The sequence below is a fragment of the Ensifer adhaerens genome, assembly GCF_013283195.1.
GTDB classification, from domain to species: Bacteria; Pseudomonadota; Alphaproteobacteria; order Rhizobiales; family Rhizobiaceae; genus Ensifer; species Ensifer adhaerens_G.
The window spans coordinates 1,135,822-1,159,347 of the sequence record NZ_JABEKT010000001.1; the positions used below are offsets into that span (position 1 = coordinate 1,135,822).

The window sequence follows — 23,526 nt, forward strand, 5'->3', positions numbered from 1 at the left end:
AGGCCCAAGATTTCATTTTGCATTAATTGCATAGGTTGTATTGAACGGCGCTGCAAAACCATTCCTTGTTCCGTGAGTCGAGCGATGTCTGATGAGCCCTACATTGCATATCGTTGTCGCACATGTGACCAGGTCGTCACGCAGGATTGCGATTTTCCCTATTTTGACGAAACAGCGGAATACCGGCACGAGACTGTAGATCAGACTGATTGTGTCGCGGTATGCTCTTGCGGCGAGCAGTGCACTTTCACGATCACGGCTTACGGGGCGAACTACTGCGAGGTGGTCGCCCAAGGTGATCGAGAGATTACGGTGATGCTGTATAGGCCTCCTTCTATCGAGGACGAAGAGCAATATGAGATGTTTCTCGACCCTCCTGACCTCGACGACCCATACCGCATATTCTTGAGATCATCCTCCGGCCTGGCTGCGTTGGGTCGCGTTGACGTTCAAGCGGAACGATTGGAGCAGGCCCAGTTCAGGATGCTCTACGCGAACCATATCGCGATCTTGGAGGCGTACCTCTGCGATCGCCTGATCGACCTTGTGGCCTATGATGATGAGGTTCTTAGGAAGTTCGTCCTGAAACATAAGAACCTGAAATCGATGACGGTGCCGGTGCACTCCGTGCTCGGGCATCCAGGTATCGCGAGGAAGAGCGCACTCGATTACCTCCGGAATTTCCTTTATCACAAGCTGAACGATGTCGGCGGCATATACCGTGACGCATTTGACATAGACATATTTACCAACGTTGCCCGCAAGGAGGCCCTAGCGGAGATGGTTAAGGTCCGTCACGACCTTGTTCATCGCAACGGCCGAAGCAAGGACGGTCAGCTGCATACAATTCAACCCATCGACCTTTCGCGTGTCGGGCAGGCCGTCGCGGTTCTCGTCCATGAAACGGAGAATGCGCTTGAGCATCTGATAAAGATGAAGCGCTTCAAACAGTTCGAAAACCCTCCACCCGCCACGCCGGAGCCGATCAACTGGGACGACGTCAGCGAAGAGGAAGTTGTTGCTGCCCTTGGCGATCAATGACAGGCAGCATTGTAGGATTCTACAATCGACAACCCAAAAGTCATGCGGCAATCCTGTCGTCGTACGCGACATGGGGCCGAACAATGGCGATTACGGCTTACGCATATCAGGTCAACGAAGGTGGCGCTCTGAACGGGTTCGCGTCGTCGATCGAAGAGGTAGCTGAGACCCTCCGGCAGGCTCGGTCAGAAATTCGTCTGGAAGACGGCCACGAGCCTGGAACGTTGTCTATCTTTGCGTTCGATCTTATCAAGCCTGATCTCGAGCAGCTCTATGCGGTCCTAAACCAGGACGCCGATCTCTAAGACCTCATATAGGCCAGCGCCTAGTGCGCATCGTACGGGATTGAACGGGGGAAGCACGCCTGCTTTGATGTGCCTCAATAGTCGGCCGATTCGAAGGTGGGTTACGTGGACTTTCTCGCAGAGCTTGGCGACTAATGAGGCTGTATTACTTCACAAAAGCCGAACACGGCCTCCAGAATGTTGCGAAGCGCCGGATCAAGATTGCTCGGATCAAAGACTTGAACGACCCGTTCGAGTTCCTTCCTCTCCGCCTGCCTGACAAAGCTTCGCGGATCGGCATGCGAGAGATGAAGAAGCTGGCTGACAAGGAGTATGGGATCGTCTGCCTGTCCGACAATTGGCAGCATCCCATGATGTGGTCTCACTACGCCGACCGGCACAGAGGGATTTGCTTGGCGTTCGACGTTGTCGGCACCCGCCCGATCATCCCCATCAGCTACGCCGAAAACCTGCTTGAGGCTAAGGACTTCAAAAGGAAACAGTTCGATGACTTTACCGTCACCGACTTCATGGAGACCTGGTTCGTCAAATACGCCTCCTGGGCCTATGAGGAGGAACGCCGAATGGTCTTTCGGCTGGATCAGGAGGAGAAGGACGGCGACCTCTATTTCCACCACTTCGAGCCCCACCTAAGGCTTGCTCAGGTTATCGTGGGTACTGAAAGCTCGGTGAGCCGACAGCAGGTGGCTGATGCCATCGGTGACCTATCCGATGTAGATACCTTCAAGGCGCGTTTGGCATTCAAGAGCTTCACCGTTCGGAAAAACGATCTCCCGCGGCTGTGGAAGTGACCGCTACGTGTCCAGGTATTGCTGTTCCTTGAACTTCGAGTCGCTTCGATAGTAGCTGCGGTACGTCTTGTCGCGATCGTCGTCGACGAACACGGTATGGAGACCGTACTCATTGGTGTCCGCGAAGTGGATGCCGTAGCCGATCTCCGGGCTATGTTCGACGAGGACAGATCGGATGGACACCGTGCCGTCGTCGTACGTGTTGACGTCGATCCCACCTGGCACGTTTCGAAGGGCGCGCAGCAAGGCGTAGTAGCGTTCCATGGCGTCACGCAAGCGGTTTTCGAAGGCACGATCCTTGCGCTTGCGGATCGCTTTGTCGAGTTGCTCGGCCTCACGCTCGCTGAAAACCTCGAGCGTGGTCCCCTTCCTGGCGGCGTTGATGATCAGCATCTGCGAGATGTCGGCATACCGATCAATGAGATCGTTTGTGTCGAGCGACGACCTGGCGTCCTGAGAGGCGACGAAGTGCATGGTGCCGTACGGCTCAAAGTCTTGAAAAGCTGGGTACTTCAGGCAAAGGGCTTTGAAGTCGGCGTCGATCCGCTCTTTCCCGGCTTTCCTGAGGTCTTTCTCATAGGTCAGCAATTTGTGGAAGGCGCGGTGCATAGCCTCGGTGTCGTCCACCATGATCTCGTTGGCCAGATCACGGCGCAGGCCGTCGAGATATCGCATCTCGGCCTCATCGACGTCCCTGTTGAGTTTCTCGGCGACGAACCGTGTCGAGTCCGACTTTCCTTTCCAGACTGTCCTGCAAAAGAGCCAGCCAACAGCAAAGCCCGACACGCCGGTCAAGATTTCTTCCATGATTTTCCCTGCCTACCACCAGACGTTGACCCTACTTGATTGCCGTGCAAGATCAAGACGATGAACGGAGGCGTAGATGATCAGGGATAATCTTACCTGGGAGACTAATTCGACGCTGAGTTACCCAAGTGGCAACGAAGGATGCGTGGTGCGCTACCAAGAAGACTGGCGCGGAGTGCAGCTGATTGTTACGAGAATACATTCGTCGACAAAGTGCGCAGCGGGTTGAAGGAATACTGGATGCATAATGACTTCGCGCTGCCCCCCGATCTTGGAATTGCAGTCGCCGCGCACTCAGGTGCGACCGTCGAGTTGGGACAACCTCTTGCCAAAACTAGTGACGACGAGGTTTTGGAGAAGGTGAAGACCCAAGGCGTGGCGGTCGACTGAAGGGCCGAAATCAAATGTAGGTATCGCACTGACGACGACCGACTTGCGTCGGGCGCGATGACCATCCCGATTCGGTGACCTCTTGCTCCCTTGCCGCTCAAGCAAACATCTGATGCTCGGCCGTCACCAGTTCCTGCAGAAACGCAACGACGGTGCGCACGCGCACCAGGTCGCGGGCGCTTTCGTGATAGGTGGTCCAGTAGGCGCGCCGGATCGTCGTCTCCGGCAGGATGCGTTCGAGTTCGGGTGTGTGCCGGGCGATGTAGTTGTGCAGGATGCCGATGCCGGCGCTGGAGCGCACGGCCTCCGTCTGGCCGGTGGCGCTGGAGATCTCGAAGGAGGCATCCCAGCTTCGCATGATCTCGGCGGAAAAATTGAGCGACGGCGTGAAGATCAGGTCCTCGACATAGCCGATGCGGCGATGGTGCTTGAGGTCGTCGATCGTCTTCGGCGTACCGTGCTGCGCCAGGTAGGGCGTCGACGCATAGAGGCCGAGCGTGTAGTCGGTCAGTTTCGATGAGACCAGCCGTCCCTGTTCCGGCCGTTCGATGGTGATGGCGATATCGGCTTCGCGCTGCGACAGCGAGAAGGAGCGGGGGACCGGCACGAGCTGCAGCTTCAGTTCCGGATAGCGCGCCGTCAGCCGGCCGAGGCGCGGTGCGAGGAAGGAAACGCCAAATCCATCGGGCGCGCCGATGCGCACGGTGCCGGCGATCGCCGTGTCGATGCGGCCGATCTGTGACTGCGCCGCCAGCATTTCCGTTTCCATGCGTTCGGCCGCCGCCAGGAAGATCTCGCCCTCGGCCGTCAGTTCGCAGCCGTTCGGCCGGCGCACCAAGAGCCGCGTCTTCAGCGTTTCCTCAAGCGCAGTCACACGCCGGCTGAGCGTGGCGTGGTTGAGCCCGAGCCGCTTGGAAGCGGCAAGGATCTGCCCGGTGCGCGCTACCGCCAAAAACATTCTCACATCGTCCCAATTCATGTTTCAAATCCCTATGGACTTTAATCTGCGCACAACGGTTGCTGAATATCGGAAATTGCTTTGTTCAAATCGTAGTGCGATCATGCCGCCACAATCAAGATCAGGAGGAGACATCCATGTACGAACTGGGTCATTTCATCGATGGCAAGCGCGTTGCCGGCACCAGCGGCCGCACGAGCAACATTTTCAACCCGGCAACGGGCGAAGTGCAGGGCACCGTGGCGCTGGCAAGCGACGCGGAACTGGGCGCAGCCGTCGCCAGCGCCAAGGCTGCGCAGCCGAAGTGGGCCGCCACCAACCCACAGCGCCGCGCCCGCGTCTTCATGAAGTTCGTCGAACTCTTGAACACCCACATGAACGAGCTTGCCGAGATCCTGTCGCGCGAGCACGGCAAGACGATCGAAGACGCCAAGGGCGATCTCGTTCGCGGCCTGGAAGTCTGCGAATTCGTCATTGGCATTCCGCATCTGCAGAAGAGCGAGTTCACCGAGGGTGCAGGCCCCGGCATCGACATGTATTCGATCCGCCAGGCTGTCGGCATCGGCGCCGGCATCACGCCGTTCAACTTCCCCGCCATGATCCCGATGTGGATGTTTGCGCCGGCGATCGCCTGCGGCAACGCCTTCATCCTGAAGCCGTCCGAGCGTGATCCGTCCGTTCCGATCCGCCTTGCCGAACTGATGATCGAAGCAGGCCTGCCGGCCGGCATCCTCAACGTCGTCAACGGTGACAAGGGCGCGGTCGACGCGATCCTCACCAACCCCGAGATTTCTGCCGTGTCCTTCGTCGGCTCGACGCCGATTGCCCGCTACGTCTATGGTACGGCTGCCATGAACGGCAAGCGCGCCCAGTGCTTCGGCGGCGCCAAGAACCACATGATCATCATGCCGGACGCCGATCTGGACCAGGCTGCCAACGCGCTGATGGGTGCGGGCTACGGCTCGGCCGGCGAGCGTTGCATGGCAATCTCCGTTGCCGTTCCGGTCGGCGAAGACACCGCCGACCGCCTGATCGCCAAGCTGACGCCGATGGTCGAAAGCCTGCGCATCGGCCCCTACACCGACGAGAAGGCCGACATGGGCCCAGTCGTCACCAAGGAAGCCCAGGCGCGCATCAAGAGCCTGATCGACAGTGGTGTCGAGGCGGGCGCCAAGCTCGTCGTCGACGGCCGCGATTTCAAGCTCCAGGGCTATGAGGATGGCTACTTCGTCGGCGGTTGCCTGTTCGACCACGTCACCCCCGACATGGACATCTACAAGACAGAGATCTTTGGACCGGTTCTTTCGGTTGTTCGCGCCAAGAACTACGAGGAAGCCCTCGACCTGCCGATGAAGCACGAATACGGCAACGGCGTCGCGATCTACACCCGCGACGGTGATGCGGCCCGCGACTTCGCCTCGCGCATCAACATCGGCATGGTTGGCGTCAACGTTCCGATCCCGGTTCCGCTCGCCTACCACTCCTTCGGCGGCTGGAAGTCCTCGTCATTCGGCGACCTCAACCAGCACGGCACGGACTCGATCAAGTTCTGGACCAAGACCAAGACGATCACCGAGCGTTGGCCGTCGGGCATCAAGGACGGTGCCGAGTTCGTCATGCCGACGATGAAGTAACAACGGGATAAAGATCCTCCCGCCTCCAGGGCCTCCTTCGGGAGGCCCTTTTTTGTTGCATGCTCTGGACCTCTTTCCGACGGCTCTTTCTTGTTGCATGGCATGTTGCGATGCAACTAATTTGATATGCCGAGGCGGCCGAAAATTGATTCGGCCTTGATCGAATATCGCAAGCATTTCGACCGTTCTTTTGCATGGAAGGCTCATCCGGGGGGATAGCCACAGTTCGCTGGGTTCACAAATGACGTCATCCTGTCGCAACGCGGCGCCTGTTTGATAGCGGGCAGCCGCAAGCTGGTTTCATTGAGAGAGGTTTATCATGGTCGTGGCCGAAACAGCGTCGATGCAAGGGACGTTGACGCAGAGGGTACCGGACAATTTCCACCGTCTGTCGTTTACCGGCAGCGGAAAGGAGTATTTTGGCATCTGGATCGTCAACGTGCTTTTGACGATCATCACGCTCGGCATCTATTCCGCCTGGGCAAAAGTTCGCCGCAATCGCTATTTCTACGGCAACACCGTGCTGCTCGGGCGCGCCTTCGAATATCATGCCAAGGGCAAGCAGATCCTGATCGGTCGCCTGATCGTCTTCGCCTATCTGATCTTCTACAACGTCATGCTGACCTTCGTGCCGATCGCCGGCATCATGCTTGCGCTGTTGCTGGTGGCCTTCGTGCCATGGCTGGTCGTCAGAGGCCTGCGCTTCAGCGCCCGCGTGACCAGCTATCGCAATGTGCGGTTCGATTTCGTCGGCGGCGTCGGCGGTGCGTTCCTCGCCTTCATCGTCGGCCCGGTCATCTCGGTCCTGACGCTCGGCATCCTCGTGCCGCTCGCCAGCCGCTGGTCCTATCGCTACATCGGCAGCAACCTGCGTTACGGGCAGCGCGCATTCGCGACCGATCCCTCGGTCGGTACGATCTACAGGTCCTGGTTCCTGTCGGCAGCGATCATCGTCGCCGGCCTCGCGATCATCGCCTTCGTCGGGTTCCTCAACTTCGCGGTGATCATGGCGCTGTTCGACGGTTCCGTCGAGCCGACCGGGGGCATACAGTTTTCGATGATCGCGCTGTTCGTCTTCGGTTACATCGCGCTCGTCTCGATCTTCGGCGTCGCAGCGCTGTTTTACCGTGCCGGTGTGCGCAACGTCGCCTGGTCGGCAACGACATTCGACGGCAAGCACCAGCTGACGAGCGATCTGTCGCGGGGGCGCTATGCATGGATCGCGGTGACCAACCTGATCGTCACCGTCATCACCCTGGGGCTGATGCGTCCCTGGGCTGCCGTGCGAATGGCGCGGTATGTCAATGAACATACAGGCGTGCATTTCGAGGGCAATGTCGGCGAGATGTTCGACAAGATCGCTCAAGAGGGTTCGGCCGTCGGTTCGGAATTCATGGACTTCGAAGGCTTCGACTTTGGCTTCTGACGGAACAGAGATTGCTGTTGGCGAGTGGCATCCGGCAGGCTCCAGCCGGTCGGTGCCATCCCGTCTGATCGACGCCGGTGGCGGCTTCAAGGTTTTGGATGAGGCCGGCCTCGAGCTTACCGCCGGCACGTTTGCTGCGGTGGATGTTTCTGCGCGTGTAGGGGCCATTCCGCGTCGCGCCGAATTTCCCGACGGTTCGCTGTTCGAAACCACCGACAACGATACCATCGATCGTTTCTTGAAGGCCAAGGGAAAGACCAGTCTCGTCCACGAATGGGAACGCTTTCACCCGCGGCTGATCGCGGTCGTTCTGGCGACAGTGCTGAGCGGCGTGGCGATTTATCGTTATGCCGTGCCTGCACTTGTCGAAATCGCCGTGCTGGTGACGCCGCCGATCGTCCCGAAGATCATGTCGGCAAGCACGCTCGAGACCATGGACCGCTCGGTTCTCGATACCTCGGCATTGGCAGCCGAGCGCCAGCAGAAGATCCGCGACGGGTTCGCCGGGATCGCGCGGCTGTCCGATCGAGGCGAGGGCGGATTTAGCCTCAATTTCCGCAAGGGTGGCGCCATCGGACCAAACGCCTTCGCGCTCCCGGACGGCACGCTGATCGTCACCGATGAACTGGTCGAGCTTGCCGGCGACGACACCGAAATGATCGTCGGCGTGCTGGCGCACGAGATCGGTCACGTCGAGCTGGAACATAGCCTGCGGCAGATCTACCGCGCGGCCGGTGTTGCGGGACTGGTGATGATGATTGGCGGCGACATCGGCTCCGGTGCGGAAGACATTCTGGTGCAGGGCGCCGGCCTCTTGTCGCTCTCCTACTCGCGGGCAGCGGAGGCGGCGGCGGATCGGCATTCCGTCGAGTTGATGGTGAAGGCCAAGCGGGATCCCACGGCGATCGCCCGGTTCTTCGATCTGCTCGAAAAAGAGCTTGGCGACAGTTCCGATACCAGCATCCTTGCGACCCATCCCGGCACGCCGGAGCGCCGCAAGGCAATTCTCGATTATGCCGGCGAACTCAAGGCGCAGGGTCAGTAGGGGAAGAGGCTTCGAGCTTTGTCGCCCACGGTAGATCAAGAAACGAAAACGGCGGGCACATGGCCCGCCGTTTCCCGTTCATGCAATGGGTTTTGATCAGTCCTGCGGACCGTCGTTGTAGCCGACCTTGTCGACCAGTTCCGACGCCTTCTTGCGGTTCGCTGCGATCTCGGCGAGCGGCAGTTCGTCCGGCTTGATCGTGCCGAAGGACTTGACCACGTCGGAGGGCTCGGCACCCGGCAGCACCGGATATTCGTAGACCTGCTCGGCATAGATCTTCTGCGCTTCGCCTTCCGACAGGAATTCCATCAGCTTCAGCGCGTTGTCCTTGTTCGGGGAATTCTTGGCGAGCGCCATGCCCGAAATGTTCACATGCGTGCCGCGGTCCTTGGCGTTCGGGAAGAGGACCTTGATGGCCGCTGCCCATTCCTTCTGCTCCGGCTCCTTCTCGTTGGTCAGCATCAGACCGACATAGTAGGTGTTGCCGAGCGCAAGGTCGCATTCGCCGGCGAGGATCGCCTTGGCCTGGTCGCGGTCGCCGCCATCGGGCTTCTTCGCCAGATTGTTCTTCAGGCCGGTCAGCCACTTCTCGGTCTCGGCTTCGCCGTTGTGGGCGATCATCGAGGCGAACAGGCCGATATTGTAGGAGTGCTGGCCGTCACGCGTGCAGATCTTGCCCTTCCACTTGGGATCAGCGAGCTCTTCGTAGGTGATGTCGTTCTCGGCGACGCGGTCCTTGGAGGCGTAAACGACGCGGCCGCGGGTGGTCAGGCCGAACCAGTTGCCTTCAGGATCGCGGAAATGTGCTGGAATGTCCTTGTTGATCGTCTCGTTGACGACAGGCTGGGTCACGCCTGCGTCCTTGGCCTCGGTGAGGCGGCTGATGTCAACGGTCAGGATCACGTCCGCCGGCGAGTTTGCGCCTTCGGCCTGGATGCGCTCGACGAGGCCCTTGTCGAGGAAGAGCACGTTCGTCGTGATGCCGGTTTCCTTGGTGAAGGCATCGAGCAGCGGCTTGATCAGGTCGGGCTGACGATAGGAATAGATGTTGACCTCGCCATCGGCCCAGGCGGCCGTGGACGCGAGCAGGCTTGCGGTGAGGGACAATACGCCCATTGCAGCTCTTGAAACGGACATGGTTTCCTCCATTTTTTGGTTTGAGCTAAGTTAACAAAATCGCTCATCTTTTTGATCCGCAGCTGGCCAACAGTCAACCGGGTAACGGTTAACGATCAAGCAGATGTGACTTTTTCGGTTTTTTGGAATTGTTCCAAACTACGATCCGTCCTATATGAAGGTTCGATAAACCTCTCGATTCCGGAGCAAATGATGCGACTGACGAAACAAACGAACTACGCAGTTCGCATGTTGATGTACTGCGCTGCAAACGGCGAGAGGCTCAGCCGCGTTCCCGAAATCGCCAAGGCCTATGGCGTCTCCGAGTTGTTTCTGTTCAAGATCCTTCAGCCGTTGACCCGCGCCGGCCTGGTCGAGACCGTGCGTGGCCGCAACGGCGGCGTACGCCTGCCGAAGCCCGCTTCAGCCATCACCCTGTTTGATGTGGTCAAGGTGACGGAAGACAGCTTCGCCATGGCCGAATGCTTCGAGGCCGGCGAAATCGATTGTCCGTTGGTTGACAGCTGCGGTCTCAATTCCGCTCTGCGCAAGGCTCTGAACGCATTCTTCGAAGTGCTGCAGGGCTACACCATCGACGATCTGGTCAAGGCGCGTCCCCAGATCAACTTCCTGCTTGGTATCGAAGAGACCAAGCGTCCGCAGACGACTGCGGCCTGAACACAGTTTCGCGGCGCCGCGTGTCCGTCATGACGCCCGGCGCTGCACCGCCTGAATCTGCCGCATGATTTCGCGGTTCAGAGCTACTCCCGGCCACCGTTTCAGTTCGGCGCCAGATACTCCCTCAATATGAACTCTATTGCCGTCGGATCGATCTCTGACTTGTCGATGCGGAAATCCGCGCCGTATTCTTCCAGGTTCTGGAAATAGGGCTCGACGAGCGACCCCGAGATAACACCGATCGGGCCGATGAAGCCCTGGTGCCGGAGCGCCGGTACCGTTTCGCGGAAGTCGCGCTGCGGCTGAAGGCGGTTGTCCATCAGCACCATCGAGACCGGTTTTCCCGACCGTAGAAATTCCAGCGCGCTTTCGATCGTCTGGCAGTAATGCAGTTCAATCGCGATCGTGCTGACCTTCTTGATCAGCCCGCGCAGAATGAGGTTCTCCGCAGGGTCGTCGTCAACGAGCAGGATATGGGCTTTTTGTGTCATGATCGTCCAAGTACCTGAGTGACCGGGAGCCATTCTGCGGTGCTCGCCTGCCATCGGCAAGCGGCTGGGTGGTGGGTGTGTATTGTTTCTGCGGTGTCCGATTGCAGCGTTTCCGCCTTGCGGCGCTGCCATCGTCAAATCGTCCCGTCGACCGGCATCACTGAATGATCTGTTCGCGTATCGCCTTCGCCACCATTTGCGTCCGATTGACGACATCCAGCTTCTTCAGGATCGTCGCCGTATGCGAATTCACGGTGTGTTCCGAGACCGATACGATCAGTGCGATCTCGCTGGCTGTCTTTCCATGGGAAATCCATTTGAGAATCTCCGTTTCGCGCGGCGTCAGGCCCATCCCGGCCTTGTTGGAAAGCGCGATGCGGTAGAAATAGTCGAAGGCGCAGATGGCATCGTAGGTCAGCTCGAAATGCTCGGAGCGGGCGATATCGTTGCCATCGCCCAGGAACAGTACGGCATACCGCGCGCCCGTCGCCGCCGCGTGCACCGGCACGCTCAAGAGCAGCTCGAAGCCGAGCTGGACAAGCAGGTTCTGGCCGTTGGCGCAGTCAGGGTCATCAGCTCTCCAGACGGAGGAAATAATCGACGTGTGCAGGGTCTTGTAGAAGAGCGAATCGCCGAAGCGGTGACGCTTGTCGTATTCTTCCGCCAGACCCGACGGAAGATCGTGCAGGACGAGCCGGGTGGACAGCATGCACGCGTCGTTCTCGTTGCCGAGCTGCAGAATGCCGAAATGATTGAAGCCGAACCGCAGCGCCATCGTGTGAAAGATGCGGAAGAAGTCGACGCGGTTGAGCGCTTTCTCCAGATCGTTGCGGAGATCATAGCGCCTGTGATTTTCCAGCAAACTTGCCACGAATGCGCTACCCCTTTGTCGCGAGGCGGCAGTCTACGCGCAAGGCCGGCTCAATCAACCGCATGAGGCCGGTGGCGAAGTTGCGGATTGGCATCGTCACGACCGTCTCTCGGCGGCATTGCCGCGAGACCGAAAGCGCCGTGAGGCGGATGCCGCCCCCTCCCAAGGACGTTGTGGCACGTCGATTGTCTCCCCCGAGATTTTGTCTAGGTTCTATTGCACAATCGGTCGGGTGATTTCTACCCAACTATCTTGGGATTGACCGTTTCTTGCGATTTCATCGAATCGCTGCCCCTTGCGTCTGTGACGATACACGCAGGGCGGGTGCATGGGAGCGGAGGATTGCTACAACCAGTCCGTTCCGCGCATGCGCTTTGCCCGTCGAACATCGCTCCGCACCGTCGACGATAGACCGGATGAGCACGCGGCGCACCGCCCGTGCAGGGGCTGTCAAAGGCCACGGAAATGTCAGGGTATTCTAAAACAGTGGACAGATTTCCGGCTCCGCCGCAGGAGGAATTTTTCGCATAGACAAATTTGTTCGGCGACTTATTGCAATGCGACGCCAAATGTCGTTCCATCCGGCCTTGACCGGGGGCAAACGCCATTCCGCGTCAGGAAAATACGAGAACAAGAACAAATCTGGGAAGCAAAGCTCATGAAAAAGCTCACTACTCTCTTCGCAGCGACGGCGCTTGCCACGCTGATGGCCGGCTCCGCCTGGTCGAAAACGTTCGTTTATTGCTCGGAAGGTTCGCCTGAGGGTTTTGACCCGGGCCTCTACACCGCCGGCACGACGTTCGACGCAGCAGCGCACACGGTCTACAACCGCCTGCTCGAGTTCAAGAAGGGCACGACCGAAACCGAGCCGGGCCTCGCTGAGAGCTGGACCATTTCCGATGACGGCCTTGAATACACGTTCAAGCTGCGTCCGGGCGTGAAGTTCCAGACGACGGAGTTCTTCACTCCCACTCGCGAGCTGAACGCTGACGACGTCGTGTTCTCCTATGAGCGCCAGCTCAAGGCCGACAACCCCTGGAACAAGTACGTGACCGGCGCTTCGTGGGAATACGCAGCCGGCATGGGCTTCCCGGAAGTCATCAAGTCGGTCGAGAAGGTCGATGACCTGACGGTCAAGTTCACCCTGACGCGCAAGGAAGCGCCGTTCCTCGCCAACATCGCCATGCCGTTCGCGTCGATCCTGTCGAAGGAATATGCCGACAAGCTGCAGGCCGAAGGCAAGATGAACCAGATGAACCAGATGCCGCTCGGCACCGGTCCGTTCGCGTTCGTCGCCTACCAGCAGGACGCTGTCATCCGCTACAAGGCAAACCCGGACTATTGGGGTGGCAAGCAGAAGATCGACGACCTGGTCTTCGCGATCACTGCCGACGCTTCGGTTCGCTACCAGAAGCTGCAGGCCGGCGAATGCCACCTGATGCCGTTCCCGAACTCGGCCGACGTGGCTGCCATGAAGGCCGATCCGAACCTGAAGGTGATGGAGCAGGCCGGTCTGAACGTTGCCTACCTCGCCTACAACACCACGCAGGCTCCGTTCGACAAGCCGGAAGTCCGCAAGGCGCTGAACAAGGCGATCAACAAGCAGGCGATCGTCGACGCCGTGTTCCAGGGCGCTGCCCAGCCGGCAACCAACCCGATCCCGCCGACGATGTGGTCGTACAACGACACGCTCCAGGACGACACCTACGATCTCGACGCAGCCAAGAAGATGCTCGAAGAAGCAGGCGTCAAGGATCTGTCGATGAAGGTGTGGGCGATGCCGGTTTCGCGTCCCTACATGCTCAACGCTCGCCGCGCTGCGGAACTGATGCAGGCTGACTTCGCCAAGATCGGCGTCAAGGTCGAGATCGTCTCCTACGAGTGGGCCGAATACCTCGACAAGTCGAAGGCAAAGGACCGTGACGGTGCCGTCATCCTCGGCTGGACCGGCGACAACGGCGACCCGGACAACTTCCTCGACACCCTGCTCGGCTGCAACGCTGTCGGCGGCAACAACCGCGCTCAGTGGTGCAACCCGGAATTCGACGCCCTGGTCAAGAAGGCCAAGGACACGTCCGACCTGGCAGAGCGCACCAAGCTCTACGAAGAGGCGCAGGTTGTCTTCAAGCGCGAAGCGCCTTGGGCAACGCTTGACCACTCCCTGTCGGTCGTTCCGATGCGCAAGAATGTCGAGGGCTTCGTCCAGAGCCCGCTCGGCGATTTTGCCTTCGACGGCGTGGATATTGTCGAGTAAGCTAATAAACTGATCCGAAAGGGGGCGTTTGCCGCGGGCAAACGCCCCTCTTTGCATCTACTGCAGCGCCATGCGTCTTGTCAGACGCGTGAAGTTCGCTGTAGGCACTTTGAGTTGCTGCCTGTTTTTGCCCTCAAATCCGAAGGGTTCAAGAAAACATGCAGTGGTGCCAGCGCCGGGAGACAACGGCGCGGCAACGTGGCGCGGGGTAAAACATGTTTCGATTTCTCTTGGGGCGTTTGGCGGTCCTGATCCCGACTTTCATCGGGGTCTCCATCATTGCCTTCTCCTTCATTCGCATGCTTCCGGGCGATCCTGTCGCCCTGCTTTCGGGCGAGCGTGTCATGTCGCCGGAGCGGCATGCGGAAATTTCACACGCGCTCGGCTTCGACCGGCCGATCGTGATCCAGTACTTGGACTATCTCTGGGGTGTGCTCCAGGGTGATTTCGGCACGTCGATCGTGACGAAGAAGCCGGTGATCGACCAGTTCTTCGAACTGTTCCCGGCGACGCTGGAGCTTTCGCTCTGCGCGATCATCTTTGCGATCGTGCTCGGCATTCCCGCCGGCGTCATCGCGGCGATCAAGCGCGGCTCCTTCGTCGACCAGACGATCATGGGCACCGCACTTGTCGGCTTCTCCATGCCGATCTTCTGGTGGGGCCTGCTGCTGATCATGCTGGTCTCGGGCATCCTGCAATGGACGCCGGTTTCGGGGCGCATCTCGCTGATGTACTTCTTCCCGCCGGTCACGGGCTTCATGCTGATCGACTCGTTGTTGTCGGGGCAGGCGGGCGCCTTCAAGTCTGCCGTGAGCCATCTCATCCTGCCGACCATCGTGCTTGGCACCATTCCGCTCGCCGTGATTGCGCGTCAGACTCGGTCGGCGATGCTTGAAGTGCTGTCGGAAGACTATGTGCGCACGGCGCGCGCCAAGGGCCTTTCGACCTTCCGTGTCGTCGGTGTCCATGCGCTGCGAAATGCCATGATCCCGGTCATCACCACGATCGGCCTGCAGGTGGGCGTCATGCTCGCCGGTGCGATCCTGACCGAGACGATCTTCTCCTGGCCGGGCATCGGCAAATGGATGGTCGATTCCGTCTTCAGGCGCGACTACGCCGTCATTCAGGGTGGCCTCCTGGTCATCGCCGGCATCATCATGCTGGTGAACCTGGCCGTCGACCTTCTCTACGGTCTCATCAACCCACGTATCCGGCACTAAGGAGGGCGATATGTCTCAAGCTGCTGCAACAAGCGCCGTTTCGACAGATCCGTCCCGCCGGGCGCGACTGGCCGAATTCTGGTATTATTTCTCCGAGAACCGCGGCGCCGTCATCGGCCTCGTGTTCTTCCTGTTCCTCGTGCTCCTGGCGATCTTTGCTCCGATCGTCGCCCCGCATGACCCGACGGCCCAATACCGCGATGCGGTGCTGATCCCGCCGGTCTGGCAGGAAGGCGGCCGTGCCGAATTCCTGCTTGGCACCGACGCTGTCGGTCGCGACATGCTCTCGCGCCTGATCTATGGCACGCAGTTCTCGCTGTTCGTCGGCGTTATCGTCACCACGCTCTCGCTGGTCGGCGGTATCTTCATCGGCGTGATCGCGGGCTACTTCCGCGGTTGGGTCGATACCGTCATCATGCGCGTGATGGACATCATTCTGGCCTTCCCGTCGCTGCTGCTTGCCCTCGTGCTGGTCGCCGTTCTCGGACCGGGCCTGACAAACGCGATGATCGCCATCGCGCTGGTGTTCCAGCCGCACTTCGTTCGCCTGACGCGCGCTGCCGTCATGAGCGAAAAGAGCCGCGACTACGTCATTGCCGCCAAGGTCGCAGGTGCCGGCCACGGTCGCCTGATGTTCAAGACGATCCTGCCGAACTGCATGGCGCCGCTGATCGTCCAGGCGACCCTGTCGTTCTCGAGCGCGATCCTCGACGCTGCCGCTCTTGGCTTCCTCGGCATGGGTGCCCAGCCTCCGACACCGGAATGGGGCACGATGCTCGCTGAAGCGCGTGAGTTCATCCAGAGCAAGTGGTGGGTGGTAACGCTTCCGGGCGTCGCAATCCTGGTCACGGTGCTGGCGATCAACCTCATGGGTGACGGCCTGCGCGATGCTCTCGATCCCAAGCTGAAGAGGTCCTGATCATGGCGCTTCTCGAAATCGAAAACCTGGTCGTCGAGTTCCAGACGGCCACCGGTCCCTTCCGCGCCGTCGATGGCGTGTCGATGAAGGTCCACGAAAAGGAAGTGCTGGCGATCGTCGGTGAATCCGGCTCGGGCAAGTCCGTGTCGATGCTGGCGGCCATGGGCCTCCTGCCTTGGACGGCGAAGGTCACGGCCGACAAGCTGACGTTCAACGGTCGCGACCTGCTTGGCATGTCGTCCGCCGAGCGCAAGAAGATCATCGGCAAGGATATTTCGATGATCTTCCAGGAGCCGGTCGCAAGCCTCAACCCTTGCTTCACGGTCGGCTTCCAGATCGAGGAGGTGCTGCGCATTCACCTCGGTCTGGACAAGACCGCGCGGCGCAAGCGCGCCATCGAGCTGTTCGAGGCGGTCGGTATCCCCGATCCGGCCGAACGGTTGGGGCACTATCCCCACCAGATGTCGGGCGGGCAGTGCCAGCGCGTGATGATCGCGATCGCCATTGCCTGCAACCCGAAGCTCCTGATCGCCGACGAGCCGACGACCGCGCTCGACGTGACGATCCAGAAGCAGATCCTCGACCTTCTGATGCGGCTCCAGGCCGAGCATGGCATGGGCCTCATCATGATCACGCACAACATGGGCGTGGTCGCCGAGACTGCCGATCGCGTCGTCGTGCAGTACAAGGGCCGCAAGATGGAGGAGGCCGACGTGCTGTCGCTGTTCGAATCACCGAAGAGCAACTACACGCGCGCTCTTCTGGCAGCTTTGCCGGACAATGCGACCGGTGATCGGTTGCCGACCATCTCCGAGCTTTTTGTCGATGAACCGAGCCTTCAAGGAGCCGCCCGATGACCGTCGTTCTCGAAGCGCGCAATCTGGTGCGCGACTATCATATCCCCGGCGGCCTGATGAAAAAGGCCAAGACCGTGCATGCGCTCAAGGGCGTGAGCTTCTCGGTGGAAAAGGGCAAGACGCTGGCGATCGTCGGCGAAAGCGGCTGCGGCAAGTCAACGCTTGGCCGCATCCTGACGCTGATCGACCCGGCGACGTCGGGTGATCTGCTGATCGATGGCAACAAGATCGACATCACCAAGGGCGACCTGACGCCGGAGATGCGCCGCAAGGTGCAGATCGTCTTCCAGAACCCCTATGGCTCGCTCAACCCGCGCCAGAAGATCGGCGACATCTTGACCGAACCACTGATCATCAACACCAAAACCCCCGCTGACGAACGTCGCGAGCGGGGGATGGCGATGCTGAAGAAGGTCGGTCTCGACGAGAAACACTACAATCGTTACCCGCACATGTTCTCGGGCGGCCAGCGCCAGCGCATCGCTATTGCGCGCGCGCTGATGCTCAACCCGAAGCTTCTGGTGCTGGACGAGCCGGTTTCGGCGCTCGACCTGTCGGTTCAGGCGCAGGTGTTGAACCTGCTCGCGGATCTGCAGGACGAGTTCCAGCTGACTTACGTCTTCATCAGTCACGATCTCTCGGTGGTGCGCTACATCGCTGACGACGTGATGGTGATGTATTTCGGCGAGGCGGTTGAATACGGCAGCCGCGACGAAGTCTTCGCCGATCCGAAGCACAGCTACACCAAGACGCTGTTTGCCGCGACGCCGCGCGCCGACGTTGCCAGCATCAAGGCACGGCTTGCCAAGAAGCAGGCAGCCTGAGCCGTCTCGGTGCTGTCTGGCGATACCAGAGGCCGGGGAAAGAACTCCCCGGCTTCTTGGCCTTGCCGGGCCGATGGTGTAGAGCTTTCGCGCCGCCATTCACTTCTCGCCTTCCGGCGGCGGGCAGCCGCTTTTCGGCCGACCATTCAGCGTTCGGCCCAACTTCAGGAACACGATCATGGAAATCAAGCGTTTCGAAACCGGCCCCCGGATGAGCCAGGCCGTGGTTTACAACAACACCGTCTACCTCGCCGGCCAGGTCGGCAATGCCGGTGACGATGTCGTGACCCAGACGAAGCAGGCGCTTGCCGAAGTCGACCGTCTTCTGGCGCTCGCCGGCACCGACAAGACCCGCATCCTCTCGGCCACCATCTGGCTCGCCGACATGGCTGACTTCCCGAAGATGAACTCGGTCTGGGATGCCTGGGCACCCCAGGGCAACACCCCGGCACGCGCGACCGGCGAAGCCAAGCTCGCAACTCCGGAATACCTCGTCGAAGTCATCGTCGTCGCAGCCGCCGCCTAAGGCACGGCAATCGCATCTGAAATATTGCGACGCGCTTTCAGTCGCTTGCCAAAACCGAGCGGTCTTGCCGCCACACTGCATCTCCGCCGCCGTGCCCTGCGCACGGCGGCGTTTTCTTTTGCCGGACCTGCCCCGCATTCCCTCGTGCAGGAACCATTCGCCAGTCTGCACGTTTACCTTCAGTTCCACAAAAACATGGGAGGGCATTCGATGCTCTACTGGCTGCCGCGGATCTGCGTGCTTGCTTTCGCAGGTCTATTGATTGGTTTCGGCTTCGTCCCGGACACCGCTACCGGCGTAGCGCACACGCTGCTCGTCATCGTCCTCGGTCTCGGGCTCTTGTCGCTGACCTTGCACGTGTTCCCACCGGAACGACACTGAACGACGAGGTACGCCGACAGGTGTCCGCGTGACAAAAAGAGGCGAGGGACGGCATTGGATACATCCGGCCACACGGCTGCTTACTACAAGCTGAAACGCATCGCCGAGGAGGAAACGGCCACGGCCGAAGCGGCCTTGCCCGCTGAACCGAAGCGGGACGGCATCGATTTGATGGTCGCCTGGAGCATCATCGGCCTGTTCGTGATTGCCGGGTCGGCCGCCGTCTACTCGATGGAAACGATTCTGATGCCGATCACGCTGGCCGTCGTCGTCGGTATCGTGCTCGGGCGCGCGGCCGACAGCCTGTCAAAGTTCGGCCTGCCGCCAATCATCGGCGGGCTGCTGCTGGCGCTCGTCTTCGTGCTTGGTCTTGCATCGGTGGTCAGCGTCCTGCTCGGACCGATCACGGAGCTGGCGCAAAAGGCGCCGGCCCTGGCGGAGGGGGTGGTCGAGCGCGTGCTGCCGTTCATCGAACGCTTCGAGTGGCTCCGCCTGGCGGTGGCGAAAGGCACCGGCAGCGAAGCACTCGCTGATACCGTCATGAAAAATGCTGCCCCTGTGCTCGGCGCCGTCGCCGGCGGGCTGACGCCCGCTTTGGTCCAGACATTGATTTTTCTGGCAGCACTCGGGCTGTTCCTGCTGGGGCGCCTGCATTTGCGCAGAACCATCATTCTTGCCTTTACCAGCCGAGAAAGACGCCTGAGCACGATCCGGATCATGAACGCGATCGAAACCGCCTTGGCACAGTATTTTTCGATAGCAAGCCTGATCTATCTGGCCCTCGGCGTCGTCACCATGATCATCGCGCTGGTCGGCGGCTTGGCCATGCCGCCGCTTTGGGGGCTGTTCGCCTTCGTCTCCAGCTTCATTCCTTATCTCGGCGTTACAATGATGACGCTGGCGCTGCTCGTCGGCGGGCTGATGACGCATGACGCCATTCTGCTGGCGTTGGCGCCGGCTGCCACGTTCTTCGTGGTTCATCTCGTCATGGAAAATCTGGTGATACCGTCGATCCTGGGCAACAGGCTCGAGGTCAACCCGTTCCTCGTCTTCGTCGCCATCATCTTCTGGACATGGATGTGGGGCGCGGTCGGCGCCATGCTGGCGCTGCCCTTGTCGCTGATCGCCATGACGATTTTCGAAGAGGTGCGCGAGCAGCCGCCCGAACGGCAGCTGCCGGCATGATGCGCCCGAGCTGTGTAATTATCCGCGGGTCGAGCGGGCGTGTTCGTCGAAGAAAAGCGCTTGGCTGATCAGCGCCTTGACCATATCCGGATTGAAGGGCTTGGTCACCAGGAAGGCCGGTTCCGGCCGCTTGCCGGTCAGCAGCCGCTCGGGGAAGGCGGTGATGAAGATCACCGGCACTGCCGCGTCCTTCAGGATCTCGTTGACGGCGTCGATGCCCGAGCTGCCGTCGGCAAGCTGGATGTCGGCCAGCACCATCTTCGGGGCCGTCTTGTGATAGAGATCGAGCGCTTCCTTGTGCGTGCGGGCGATGCCGGTCACGCGATGGCCGAGGCTCGTCACCATGTCCTCGATATCAAGTGCGATCAGCGGTTCGTCTTCGATGATCAGAACTTCGGTTGCCACCTGGCGCGATATGTCTTCAGAAGCAACCGTCAGCAGCTTGGAAAACGCCGCCTGGCTCTGCCCCATGATCTCGGCGGCATCGGCAATCGAGAAGCCCTCGACCGAGACGAGCAGAAAGGCTTGGCGCGCTGCGGGCGCGATCAGCGAAAGATTGGCCGCTGCCTGCTGCTCCCAGGCGAAGGGAGAGACGTTCCCGGTCCGGTCGATGGAGACTTTCTCGAACAGCGAGCAGAACAGCTTATAGAGGGAGATCCGGTCGTTGGAACCGTCGGGAAAAAGGCTGATGTCTTCGATCAGCGCTTCCAGAACTGCAGCCACATAACCGTCGCCGGCAGCCTGCGAACCGGTAACGGCGCGGGAGTAACGGCGCAGAAAGGGAAGGTGTGGCGCAATACGGGTCGAAAGTGACATTAAGTACTTCCTTGGGTCTGATGTGATTCGCTTGTTTTCTGAGGACAATGGACATCCCGCGAAAGACGTGAATGTTTTGAACACGTTTTTCGGCCTATGGGAAGCTGGCAACAGCGATGCGCGCTCGAGGTGTTTCGAGCGCCGTGCGACGTGGGGATAGGTGGGATGGAAGATCCTGTGGACGAACGCAGTGCCAAGGAGGGCGGAAGAGCGAAGGCCGAAAGCGGTTTGGATCCGAATGGCTTGATTGGCTCGAAACTGAAGGCGCTCTATCGGGCTATCGAACAGGAGCCCGTACCCGACCTCTTCATCGACCTTTTGCAAAAGCTGGATGATGCCGAGGCGCGCACGCGGGTCGACGAGACGCTTTCGTCAAAGGCATGAGCCCAAGACATGAGAAACGGGCCAAAGCCCGTTTCCCGCGCTCTCTCGAAACGTTTTTGCCTTAGCAGGCGGCTTCGTAGCGGCGGCCGTAGCGGTCGCGGTAGATGCAGCGCCCAGGCTCATTGGCGTTACCGATGAGCGCACCGGCGACACCGCCGACGGCGGCACCCACGGCAGCGCCTCTGACATTGCCTGTTGCGGCACCGCCGATGATCGCACCGCCGGTCGCGCCGATCGCCGCACCCTTCTCCGTTTGCGTGCAGGCCGCGAGGGGGAGGATCAGGCTTGCTACAATAAGTATCTTCTTCATGACGCGTTCCTATCCGAGGTTTTCTTTGTTGGACATTGAAGGATGCATTCGGCCTAGGCCGTTTGCGGGGAATGAGGACGAACAGAATGACGACAATGAGGCCGCTCACCGAGGCAGGCGCCCGTTGTCGACACCAGCCCTGACCCGAGCCTCACGATCAACTTAGCGGCCTTTGGTTTGCTCGCAACGGGCGGGAATGCACCGCTCATCAATGTCTCCCTGTGTGGTATCGCTGCGGGCGCAGCGCTTGTTATTGCTATGGAAACGACGATCACGCCGATTTGTTCCATTGGGCGAAGTCTTCCTGGAACTTGCCGTCGATCCGGCGTTTTGGCGGGTGGTCCGCAGCAACCGCCCGCAGACGTGCCCGACGCCCCGTTCCGCCCGACAATGCCCAGGCCGTTACCCATCGTACCGACGTGAAAGGCCGCGCCGAATGCGCAGGGCCCAGCGAGGTTACGACAAAATTTCGGTCCGACCGATGGAACTTCATACGGTCCATGATCGTTTGCTTATGAAGTTTTTGATCGAAGGAGCATGCGAATGGAACATATCGCTGCCATCATGGTCCTCGTCGGCTGCATGCAGGGCGGTACCGCCTGCCGTGAGGTCCCGACACCGGTCGTCGGTTTTGAAACCGTCGAAGAATGTCACGAATTGCTTTCGCCATCGATCGAAGAGGTCGGGAAGGTGTTCAAGGGCGCCTACGGCCAATGCGCCGAAGTGGATCCGGCCCTGTTCGTCGAAGCCGCAACGATCGAGTGGCGGATCACGCCGTCACGCCAGCTCGAAGTCAAAGTGATTGCTGACGACAGCCCCTACGTTGTTGCCACACGCACGGACGATAAGCCCAAACTCCGCAACTGAACTTGCAATCGAGAAGTGCGACGACCTCCGCCGCTTTATGTCGCTGGCAAGAGTGTCTCACAGCCATGCAGAACGAAAAACAAACGCCGCTGCGGTAATCAAGCGCAGCAGCGTTTGCTTTTGTGGTCTTTGCAAAGAGCAGTTGCGCAGCAACTATCTCTTCGGTTTGGGCTCGGTCTTTTTCAGTTTTTCAAGAAGACTGTCCAAGTTTTTGCTCTGTTTGTCTGCGTTGTGTGCGTAGAGATCACGCATCGTTCTACCGATGTGAAGATTACTGTCCGGCCGTTCGGCGTTTCGGCGTGCCGTTTCAGCCGCGGACTTCCAGATATGTGACATTGGCATCTTCATGTCGAACCTGCTTTATTCCTTGAGGGAACAACGTAGGACTATCTCGAAGGTTCCTGGCGGAATTCGTCTCGGCTGTGCCATTTCGAAACTGATTTGACGATCGTGGTTAATAGATCGTTTCGATCCTCATTTGGCAGGGTCGAAGATTTTTTCCATCATTACGGATGCGCCGGAACAAAGTCCGGGATCATGACGTTTCTTCTCCAGCGACGCACACAAGGAGATATCCTATGCTTTACTACGCTCTCGTCTTTCTGGTGGTGGCGATTATCGCCGGTGTACTTGGTTTTGGCGGTATTGCTGGCGCTTCTGCAGGTATCGCGCAGATCCTGTTCTTCCTGTTCCTCGCCTTCCTGGTGATCTCGCTGGTCGCAGGTTTGATGCGCAGGACGTGATCCAGGGAGCGATCCTCTCGCCGGACATGAACAAGGGACGAATGTCGAAAGACTTCGTCCCTTTCGCGTGTTCGGTCACGGTCCGCGACATCCCTTGCCCTCACAGATGTGCTTGGCTATTCATGCCGAAACGGATCTGACGCGCACCAAAGGAATGCGAACACCATGAAATCGCTGGAGCTCCTCGTAGAGCGGATCATCTTGTCCAGTCGCTGGCTGCTGGTCATCTTCTATCTCGGGCTTGTTGCAGCATTGGGACTCTACGGAATCTCGTTCATGTACAAGCTCGCGAAGATTGCCGGCATGGTTTTCGTCTACGACGATGCCCAGATGATCCTGGCGATGCTCGGGCTGATCGATGCCGCGCTGGTGGCGAGCCTGATCGTCATGGTGATGATCTCGGGATACGAGAATTTCGTCAGCCGCTTCGACGAGGCCGACGCCGAGGTCTCCTTCCTTGGCAAGCTCGATGCCGGCAGCCTGAAGATCAAGGTTGCCTCGTCGATTGTCGCGATTTCGTCTATCCATCTTCTGCAGATCTTCCTCAATACGCAGCAATATACAAACCAGCAGCTGATGTGGGCGACGATCATGCACCTTGCCTTCGTGGTTTCGGCAGTTCTGCTCGGCTATCTCGAGCAGATCATGACTGGACTGAAGAAGAAGTAGCGTTTGGCCCCGGCGGCG

General features: G+C 59.6%; 27 protein-coding genes. 20 read left to right on the top strand and 7 right to left on the bottom strand.

Features of this window, described 5'->3' with window-relative positions; translation table 11 throughout:
* Positions 1–84 precede the first annotated feature (84 nt).
* The 3 genes from LPJGGPFB_RS05330 (at position 85) to LPJGGPFB_RS05340 (ending at position 2,137) form a co-directional block, all read left to right on the top strand.
* Positions 85–1,041, top strand: coding sequence for a hypothetical protein (locus tag LPJGGPFB_RS05330; RefSeq protein WP_173419053.1), 957 nt, complete (start codon positions 85–87; stop codon positions 1,039–1,041).
* 83 nt (positions 1,042–1,124) lie between these two features.
* On the top strand, positions 1,125–1,346 hold the full coding sequence (locus LPJGGPFB_RS05335; protein ID WP_173419054.1) for a hypothetical protein: 222 nt from the start codon (positions 1,125–1,127) through the stop codon (positions 1,344–1,346).
* A gap of 134 nt (positions 1,347–1,480) precedes the next feature.
* The gene (locus tag LPJGGPFB_RS05340) at positions 1,481–2,137 is read left to right on the top strand and encodes a DUF2971 domain-containing protein (RefSeq protein WP_173419055.1); all 657 of its coding nucleotides are present in this window, start codon (positions 1,481–1,483) and stop codon (positions 2,135–2,137) included.
* 3 nt (positions 2,138–2,140) lie between these two features.
* On the opposite strand, the gene LPJGGPFB_RS05345 is transcribed toward LPJGGPFB_RS05340, so the two are convergent.
* A complete protein-coding gene (locus tag LPJGGPFB_RS05345; RefSeq protein ID WP_173419056.1) occupies positions 2,141–2,932 on the bottom strand; it encodes a hypothetical protein in 792 nt (263 codons plus the stop codon).
* A gap of 252 nt (positions 2,933–3,184) precedes the next feature.
* Between LPJGGPFB_RS05345 and LPJGGPFB_RS05350 the strand changes: the two genes are divergently transcribed.
* On the top strand, positions 3,185–3,334 hold the full coding sequence (locus LPJGGPFB_RS05350) for a hypothetical protein (RefSeq protein ID WP_173419057.1): 150 nt from the start codon (positions 3,185–3,187) through the stop codon (positions 3,332–3,334).
* A gap of 97 nt (positions 3,335–3,431) precedes the next feature.
* Here LPJGGPFB_RS05350 and LPJGGPFB_RS05355 read toward each other — a convergent pair whose 3' ends face one another.
* Positions 3,432–4,313, bottom strand: a complete 882-nt coding sequence (locus LPJGGPFB_RS05355) for a LysR family transcriptional regulator (protein WP_173419058.1) — start codon at positions 4,311–4,313, stop codon at positions 3,432–3,434.
* A gap of 116 nt (positions 4,314–4,429) precedes the next feature.
* On the opposite strand from LPJGGPFB_RS05355, the gene LPJGGPFB_RS05360 reads away from it, so the two are divergent.
* The 3 genes from LPJGGPFB_RS05360 (at position 4,430) to LPJGGPFB_RS05370 (ending at position 8,397) form a co-directional block, all read left to right on the top strand.
* Positions 4,430–5,926, top strand: coding sequence for a CoA-acylating methylmalonate-semialdehyde dehydrogenase (locus LPJGGPFB_RS05360; RefSeq protein WP_173419059.1), 1,497 nt, complete (start codon positions 4,430–4,432; stop codon positions 5,924–5,926).
* Between the two features lie 319 nt (positions 5,927–6,245).
* On the top strand, positions 6,246–7,352 hold the full coding sequence (locus tag LPJGGPFB_RS05365) for a YjgN family protein (protein ID WP_173419060.1): 1,107 nt from the start codon (positions 6,246–6,248) through the stop codon (positions 7,350–7,352).
* On the top strand, positions 7,342–8,397 hold the full coding sequence (locus tag LPJGGPFB_RS05370) for a M48 family metallopeptidase (RefSeq protein WP_173419061.1): 1,056 nt from the start codon (positions 7,342–7,344) through the stop codon (positions 8,395–8,397). The genes LPJGGPFB_RS05365 and LPJGGPFB_RS05370 overlap by 11 nt, the downstream gene beginning before the upstream one ends.
* Before the next feature lie 96 nt (positions 8,398–8,493).
* Here LPJGGPFB_RS05370 and LPJGGPFB_RS05375 read toward each other — a convergent pair whose 3' ends face one another.
* Entirely contained in the window at positions 8,494–9,513 is a 1,020-nt protein-coding gene (locus LPJGGPFB_RS05375; RefSeq protein ID WP_412728330.1) for a Fe(3+) ABC transporter substrate-binding protein, read from the bottom strand.
* Positions 9,514–9,726: 213 nt separating this feature from the next.
* Between LPJGGPFB_RS05375 and rirA the strand changes: the two genes are divergently transcribed.
* Positions 9,727–10,191, top strand: a complete 465-nt coding sequence (gene rirA / locus LPJGGPFB_RS05380; RefSeq protein ID WP_173419063.1) for an iron-responsive transcriptional regulator RirA — start codon at positions 9,727–9,729, stop codon at positions 10,189–10,191.
* 101 nt (positions 10,192–10,292) lie between these two features.
* Here rirA and LPJGGPFB_RS05385 read toward each other — a convergent pair whose 3' ends face one another.
* On the bottom strand, positions 10,293–10,682 hold the full coding sequence (locus LPJGGPFB_RS05385; RefSeq protein ID WP_173419064.1) for a response regulator: 390 nt from the start codon (positions 10,680–10,682) through the stop codon (positions 10,293–10,295).
* Positions 10,683–10,839: 157 nt separating this feature from the next.
* On the bottom strand, positions 10,840–11,553 hold the full coding sequence (locus LPJGGPFB_RS05390; RefSeq protein WP_173419065.1) for a helix-turn-helix transcriptional regulator: 714 nt from the start codon (positions 11,551–11,553) through the stop codon (positions 10,840–10,842).
* Between the two features lie 658 nt (positions 11,554–12,211).
* Here LPJGGPFB_RS05390 and LPJGGPFB_RS05395 point away from each other — a divergent pair.
* The 8 genes from LPJGGPFB_RS05395 (at position 12,212) to LPJGGPFB_RS05430 (ending at position 19,719) form a co-directional block, all read left to right on the top strand.
* A complete protein-coding gene (locus tag LPJGGPFB_RS05395; protein ID WP_173419066.1) occupies positions 12,212–13,807 on the top strand; it encodes an ABC transporter substrate-binding protein in 1,596 nt (531 codons plus the stop codon).
* A gap of 215 nt (positions 13,808–14,022) precedes the next feature.
* On the top strand, positions 14,023–15,027 hold the full coding sequence (locus tag LPJGGPFB_RS05400; protein ID WP_173419067.1) for an ABC transporter permease subunit: 1,005 nt from the start codon (positions 14,023–14,025) through the stop codon (positions 15,025–15,027).
* 10 nt (positions 15,028–15,037) lie between these two features.
* On the top strand, positions 15,038–15,946 hold the full coding sequence (locus tag LPJGGPFB_RS05405) for an ABC transporter permease subunit (RefSeq protein WP_173419068.1): 909 nt from the start codon (positions 15,038–15,040) through the stop codon (positions 15,944–15,946).
* A 2-nt stretch (positions 15,947–15,948) separates the two neighbouring features.
* Positions 15,949–16,803, top strand: coding sequence for an ABC transporter ATP-binding protein (locus tag LPJGGPFB_RS05410; protein WP_173419069.1), 855 nt, complete (start codon positions 15,949–15,951; stop codon positions 16,801–16,803).
* Positions 16,800–17,627, top strand: a complete 828-nt coding sequence (locus LPJGGPFB_RS05415) for a dipeptide ABC transporter ATP-binding protein (protein ID WP_173419070.1) — start codon at positions 16,800–16,802, stop codon at positions 17,625–17,627. The genes LPJGGPFB_RS05410 and LPJGGPFB_RS05415 overlap by 4 nt, the downstream gene beginning before the upstream one ends.
* Positions 17,628–17,805: 178 nt before the next feature.
* A complete protein-coding gene (locus tag LPJGGPFB_RS05420; protein WP_025426006.1) occupies positions 17,806–18,153 on the top strand; it encodes a RidA family protein in 348 nt (115 codons plus the stop codon).
* A gap of 210 nt (positions 18,154–18,363) precedes the next feature.
* Entirely contained in the window at positions 18,364–18,534 is a 171-nt protein-coding gene (locus tag LPJGGPFB_RS05425) for a hypothetical protein (protein ID WP_171986904.1), read from the top strand.
* 54 nt (positions 18,535–18,588) lie between these two features.
* Positions 18,589–19,719 carry an AI-2E family transporter gene (locus LPJGGPFB_RS05430; RefSeq protein WP_173419071.1) on the top strand — a complete coding sequence of 377 codons (1,131 nt, stop codon included), beginning with the start codon at positions 18,589–18,591 and terminating at the stop codon, positions 19,717–19,719.
* 18 nt (positions 19,720–19,737) lie between these two features.
* Here the strand turns inward: LPJGGPFB_RS05430 and LPJGGPFB_RS05435 are convergent, their stop codons facing one another.
* Positions 19,738–20,535 carry a response regulator gene (locus LPJGGPFB_RS05435; RefSeq protein WP_173419072.1) on the bottom strand — a complete coding sequence of 266 codons (798 nt, stop codon included), beginning with the start codon at positions 20,533–20,535 and terminating at the stop codon, positions 19,738–19,740.
* 165 nt (positions 20,536–20,700) lie between these two features.
* Here LPJGGPFB_RS05435 and LPJGGPFB_RS05440 point away from each other — a divergent pair, with 165 nt between their 5' ends.
* Entirely contained in the window at positions 20,701–20,919 is a 219-nt protein-coding gene (locus LPJGGPFB_RS05440) for a NepR family anti-sigma factor (RefSeq protein ID WP_173419073.1), read from the top strand.
* A gap of 61 nt (positions 20,920–20,980) precedes the next feature.
* Here LPJGGPFB_RS05440 and LPJGGPFB_RS05445 read toward each other — a convergent pair whose 3' ends face one another.
* The gene (locus LPJGGPFB_RS05445) at positions 20,981–21,229 is read right to left on the bottom strand and encodes a glycine zipper domain-containing protein (RefSeq protein ID WP_173419074.1); all 249 of its coding nucleotides are present in this window, start codon (positions 21,227–21,229) and stop codon (positions 20,981–20,983) included.
* Between the two features lie 543 nt (positions 21,230–21,772).
* Between LPJGGPFB_RS05445 and LPJGGPFB_RS05450 the strand changes: the two genes are divergently transcribed.
* From LPJGGPFB_RS05450 to LPJGGPFB_RS05460, 3 genes are all read left to right on the top strand, one after another.
* On the top strand, positions 21,773–22,096 hold the full coding sequence (locus tag LPJGGPFB_RS05450; RefSeq protein ID WP_173419075.1) for a hypothetical protein: 324 nt from the start codon (positions 21,773–21,775) through the stop codon (positions 22,094–22,096).
* 578 nt (positions 22,097–22,674) lie between these two features.
* Positions 22,675–22,839 (top strand): DUF1328 domain-containing protein, encoded by a 165-nt coding sequence (locus LPJGGPFB_RS05455; protein ID WP_037105882.1) that lies wholly within the window; start codon positions 22,675–22,677, stop codon positions 22,837–22,839.
* A 165-nt stretch (positions 22,840–23,004) separates the two neighbouring features.
* Positions 23,005–23,508, top strand: a complete 504-nt coding sequence (locus LPJGGPFB_RS05460; RefSeq protein WP_173419076.1) for a TIGR00645 family protein — start codon at positions 23,005–23,007, stop codon at positions 23,506–23,508.
* The last annotated feature ends 18 nt before the right edge of the window (positions 23,509–23,526 follow it).

Coding starts and splice junctions, on each gene's coding strand:
- LPJGGPFB_RS05330 (WP_173419053.1), top strand. CDS start 85: ATGTCTGATGAGCCCTACATTGCATATCGTTGTCGCACATGTGACCAG.
- LPJGGPFB_RS05335 (WP_173419054.1), top strand. CDS start 1,125: ATGGCGATTACGGCTTACGCATATCAGGTCAACGAAGGTGGCGCTCTG.
- LPJGGPFB_RS05340 (WP_173419055.1), top strand. CDS start 1,481: ATGAGGCTGTATTACTTCACAAAAGCCGAACACGGCCTCCAGAATGTT.
- LPJGGPFB_RS05350 (WP_173419057.1), top strand. CDS start 3,185: ATGCATAATGACTTCGCGCTGCCCCCCGATCTTGGAATTGCAGTCGCC.
- LPJGGPFB_RS05355 (WP_173419058.1), bottom strand. CDS start 4,313: ATGAATTGGGACGATGTGAGAATGTTTTTGGCGGTAGCGCGCACCGGG.
- LPJGGPFB_RS05360 (WP_173419059.1), top strand. CDS start 4,430: ATGTACGAACTGGGTCATTTCATCGATGGCAAGCGCGTTGCCGGCACC.
- LPJGGPFB_RS05365 (WP_173419060.1), top strand. CDS start 6,246: ATGGTCGTGGCCGAAACAGCGTCGATGCAAGGGACGTTGACGCAGAGG.
- LPJGGPFB_RS05375 (WP_412728330.1), bottom strand. CDS start 9,513: ATGGGCGTATTGTCCCTCACCGCAAGCCTGCTCGCGTCCACGGCCGCC.
- rirA (WP_173419063.1), top strand. CDS start 9,727: ATGCGACTGACGAAACAAACGAACTACGCAGTTCGCATGTTGATGTAC.
- LPJGGPFB_RS05385 (WP_173419064.1), bottom strand. CDS start 10,682: ATGACACAAAAAGCCCATATCCTGCTCGTTGACGACGACCCTGCGGAG.
- LPJGGPFB_RS05395 (WP_173419066.1), top strand. CDS start 12,212: ATGAAAAAGCTCACTACTCTCTTCGCAGCGACGGCGCTTGCCACGCTG.
- LPJGGPFB_RS05400 (WP_173419067.1), top strand. CDS start 14,023: ATGTTTCGATTTCTCTTGGGGCGTTTGGCGGTCCTGATCCCGACTTTC.
- LPJGGPFB_RS05405 (WP_173419068.1), top strand. CDS start 15,038: ATGTCTCAAGCTGCTGCAACAAGCGCCGTTTCGACAGATCCGTCCCGC.
- LPJGGPFB_RS05410 (WP_173419069.1), top strand. CDS start 15,949: ATGGCGCTTCTCGAAATCGAAAACCTGGTCGTCGAGTTCCAGACGGCC.
- LPJGGPFB_RS05415 (WP_173419070.1), top strand. CDS start 16,800: ATGACCGTCGTTCTCGAAGCGCGCAATCTGGTGCGCGACTATCATATC.
- LPJGGPFB_RS05420 (WP_025426006.1), top strand. CDS start 17,806: ATGGAAATCAAGCGTTTCGAAACCGGCCCCCGGATGAGCCAGGCCGTG.
- LPJGGPFB_RS05425 (WP_171986904.1), top strand. CDS start 18,364: ATGCTCTACTGGCTGCCGCGGATCTGCGTGCTTGCTTTCGCAGGTCTA.
- LPJGGPFB_RS05435 (WP_173419072.1), bottom strand. CDS start 20,535: ATGTCACTTTCGACCCGTATTGCGCCACACCTTCCCTTTCTGCGCCGT.
- LPJGGPFB_RS05440 (WP_173419073.1), top strand. CDS start 20,701: ATGGAAGATCCTGTGGACGAACGCAGTGCCAAGGAGGGCGGAAGAGCG.
- LPJGGPFB_RS05445 (WP_173419074.1), bottom strand. CDS start 21,229: ATGAAGAAGATACTTATTGTAGCAAGCCTGATCCTCCCCCTCGCGGCC.
- LPJGGPFB_RS05450 (WP_173419075.1), top strand. CDS start 21,773: ATGGAACATATCGCTGCCATCATGGTCCTCGTCGGCTGCATGCAGGGC.
- LPJGGPFB_RS05455 (WP_037105882.1), top strand. CDS start 22,675: ATGCTTTACTACGCTCTCGTCTTTCTGGTGGTGGCGATTATCGCCGGT.
- LPJGGPFB_RS05460 (WP_173419076.1), top strand. CDS start 23,005: ATGAAATCGCTGGAGCTCCTCGTAGAGCGGATCATCTTGTCCAGTCGC.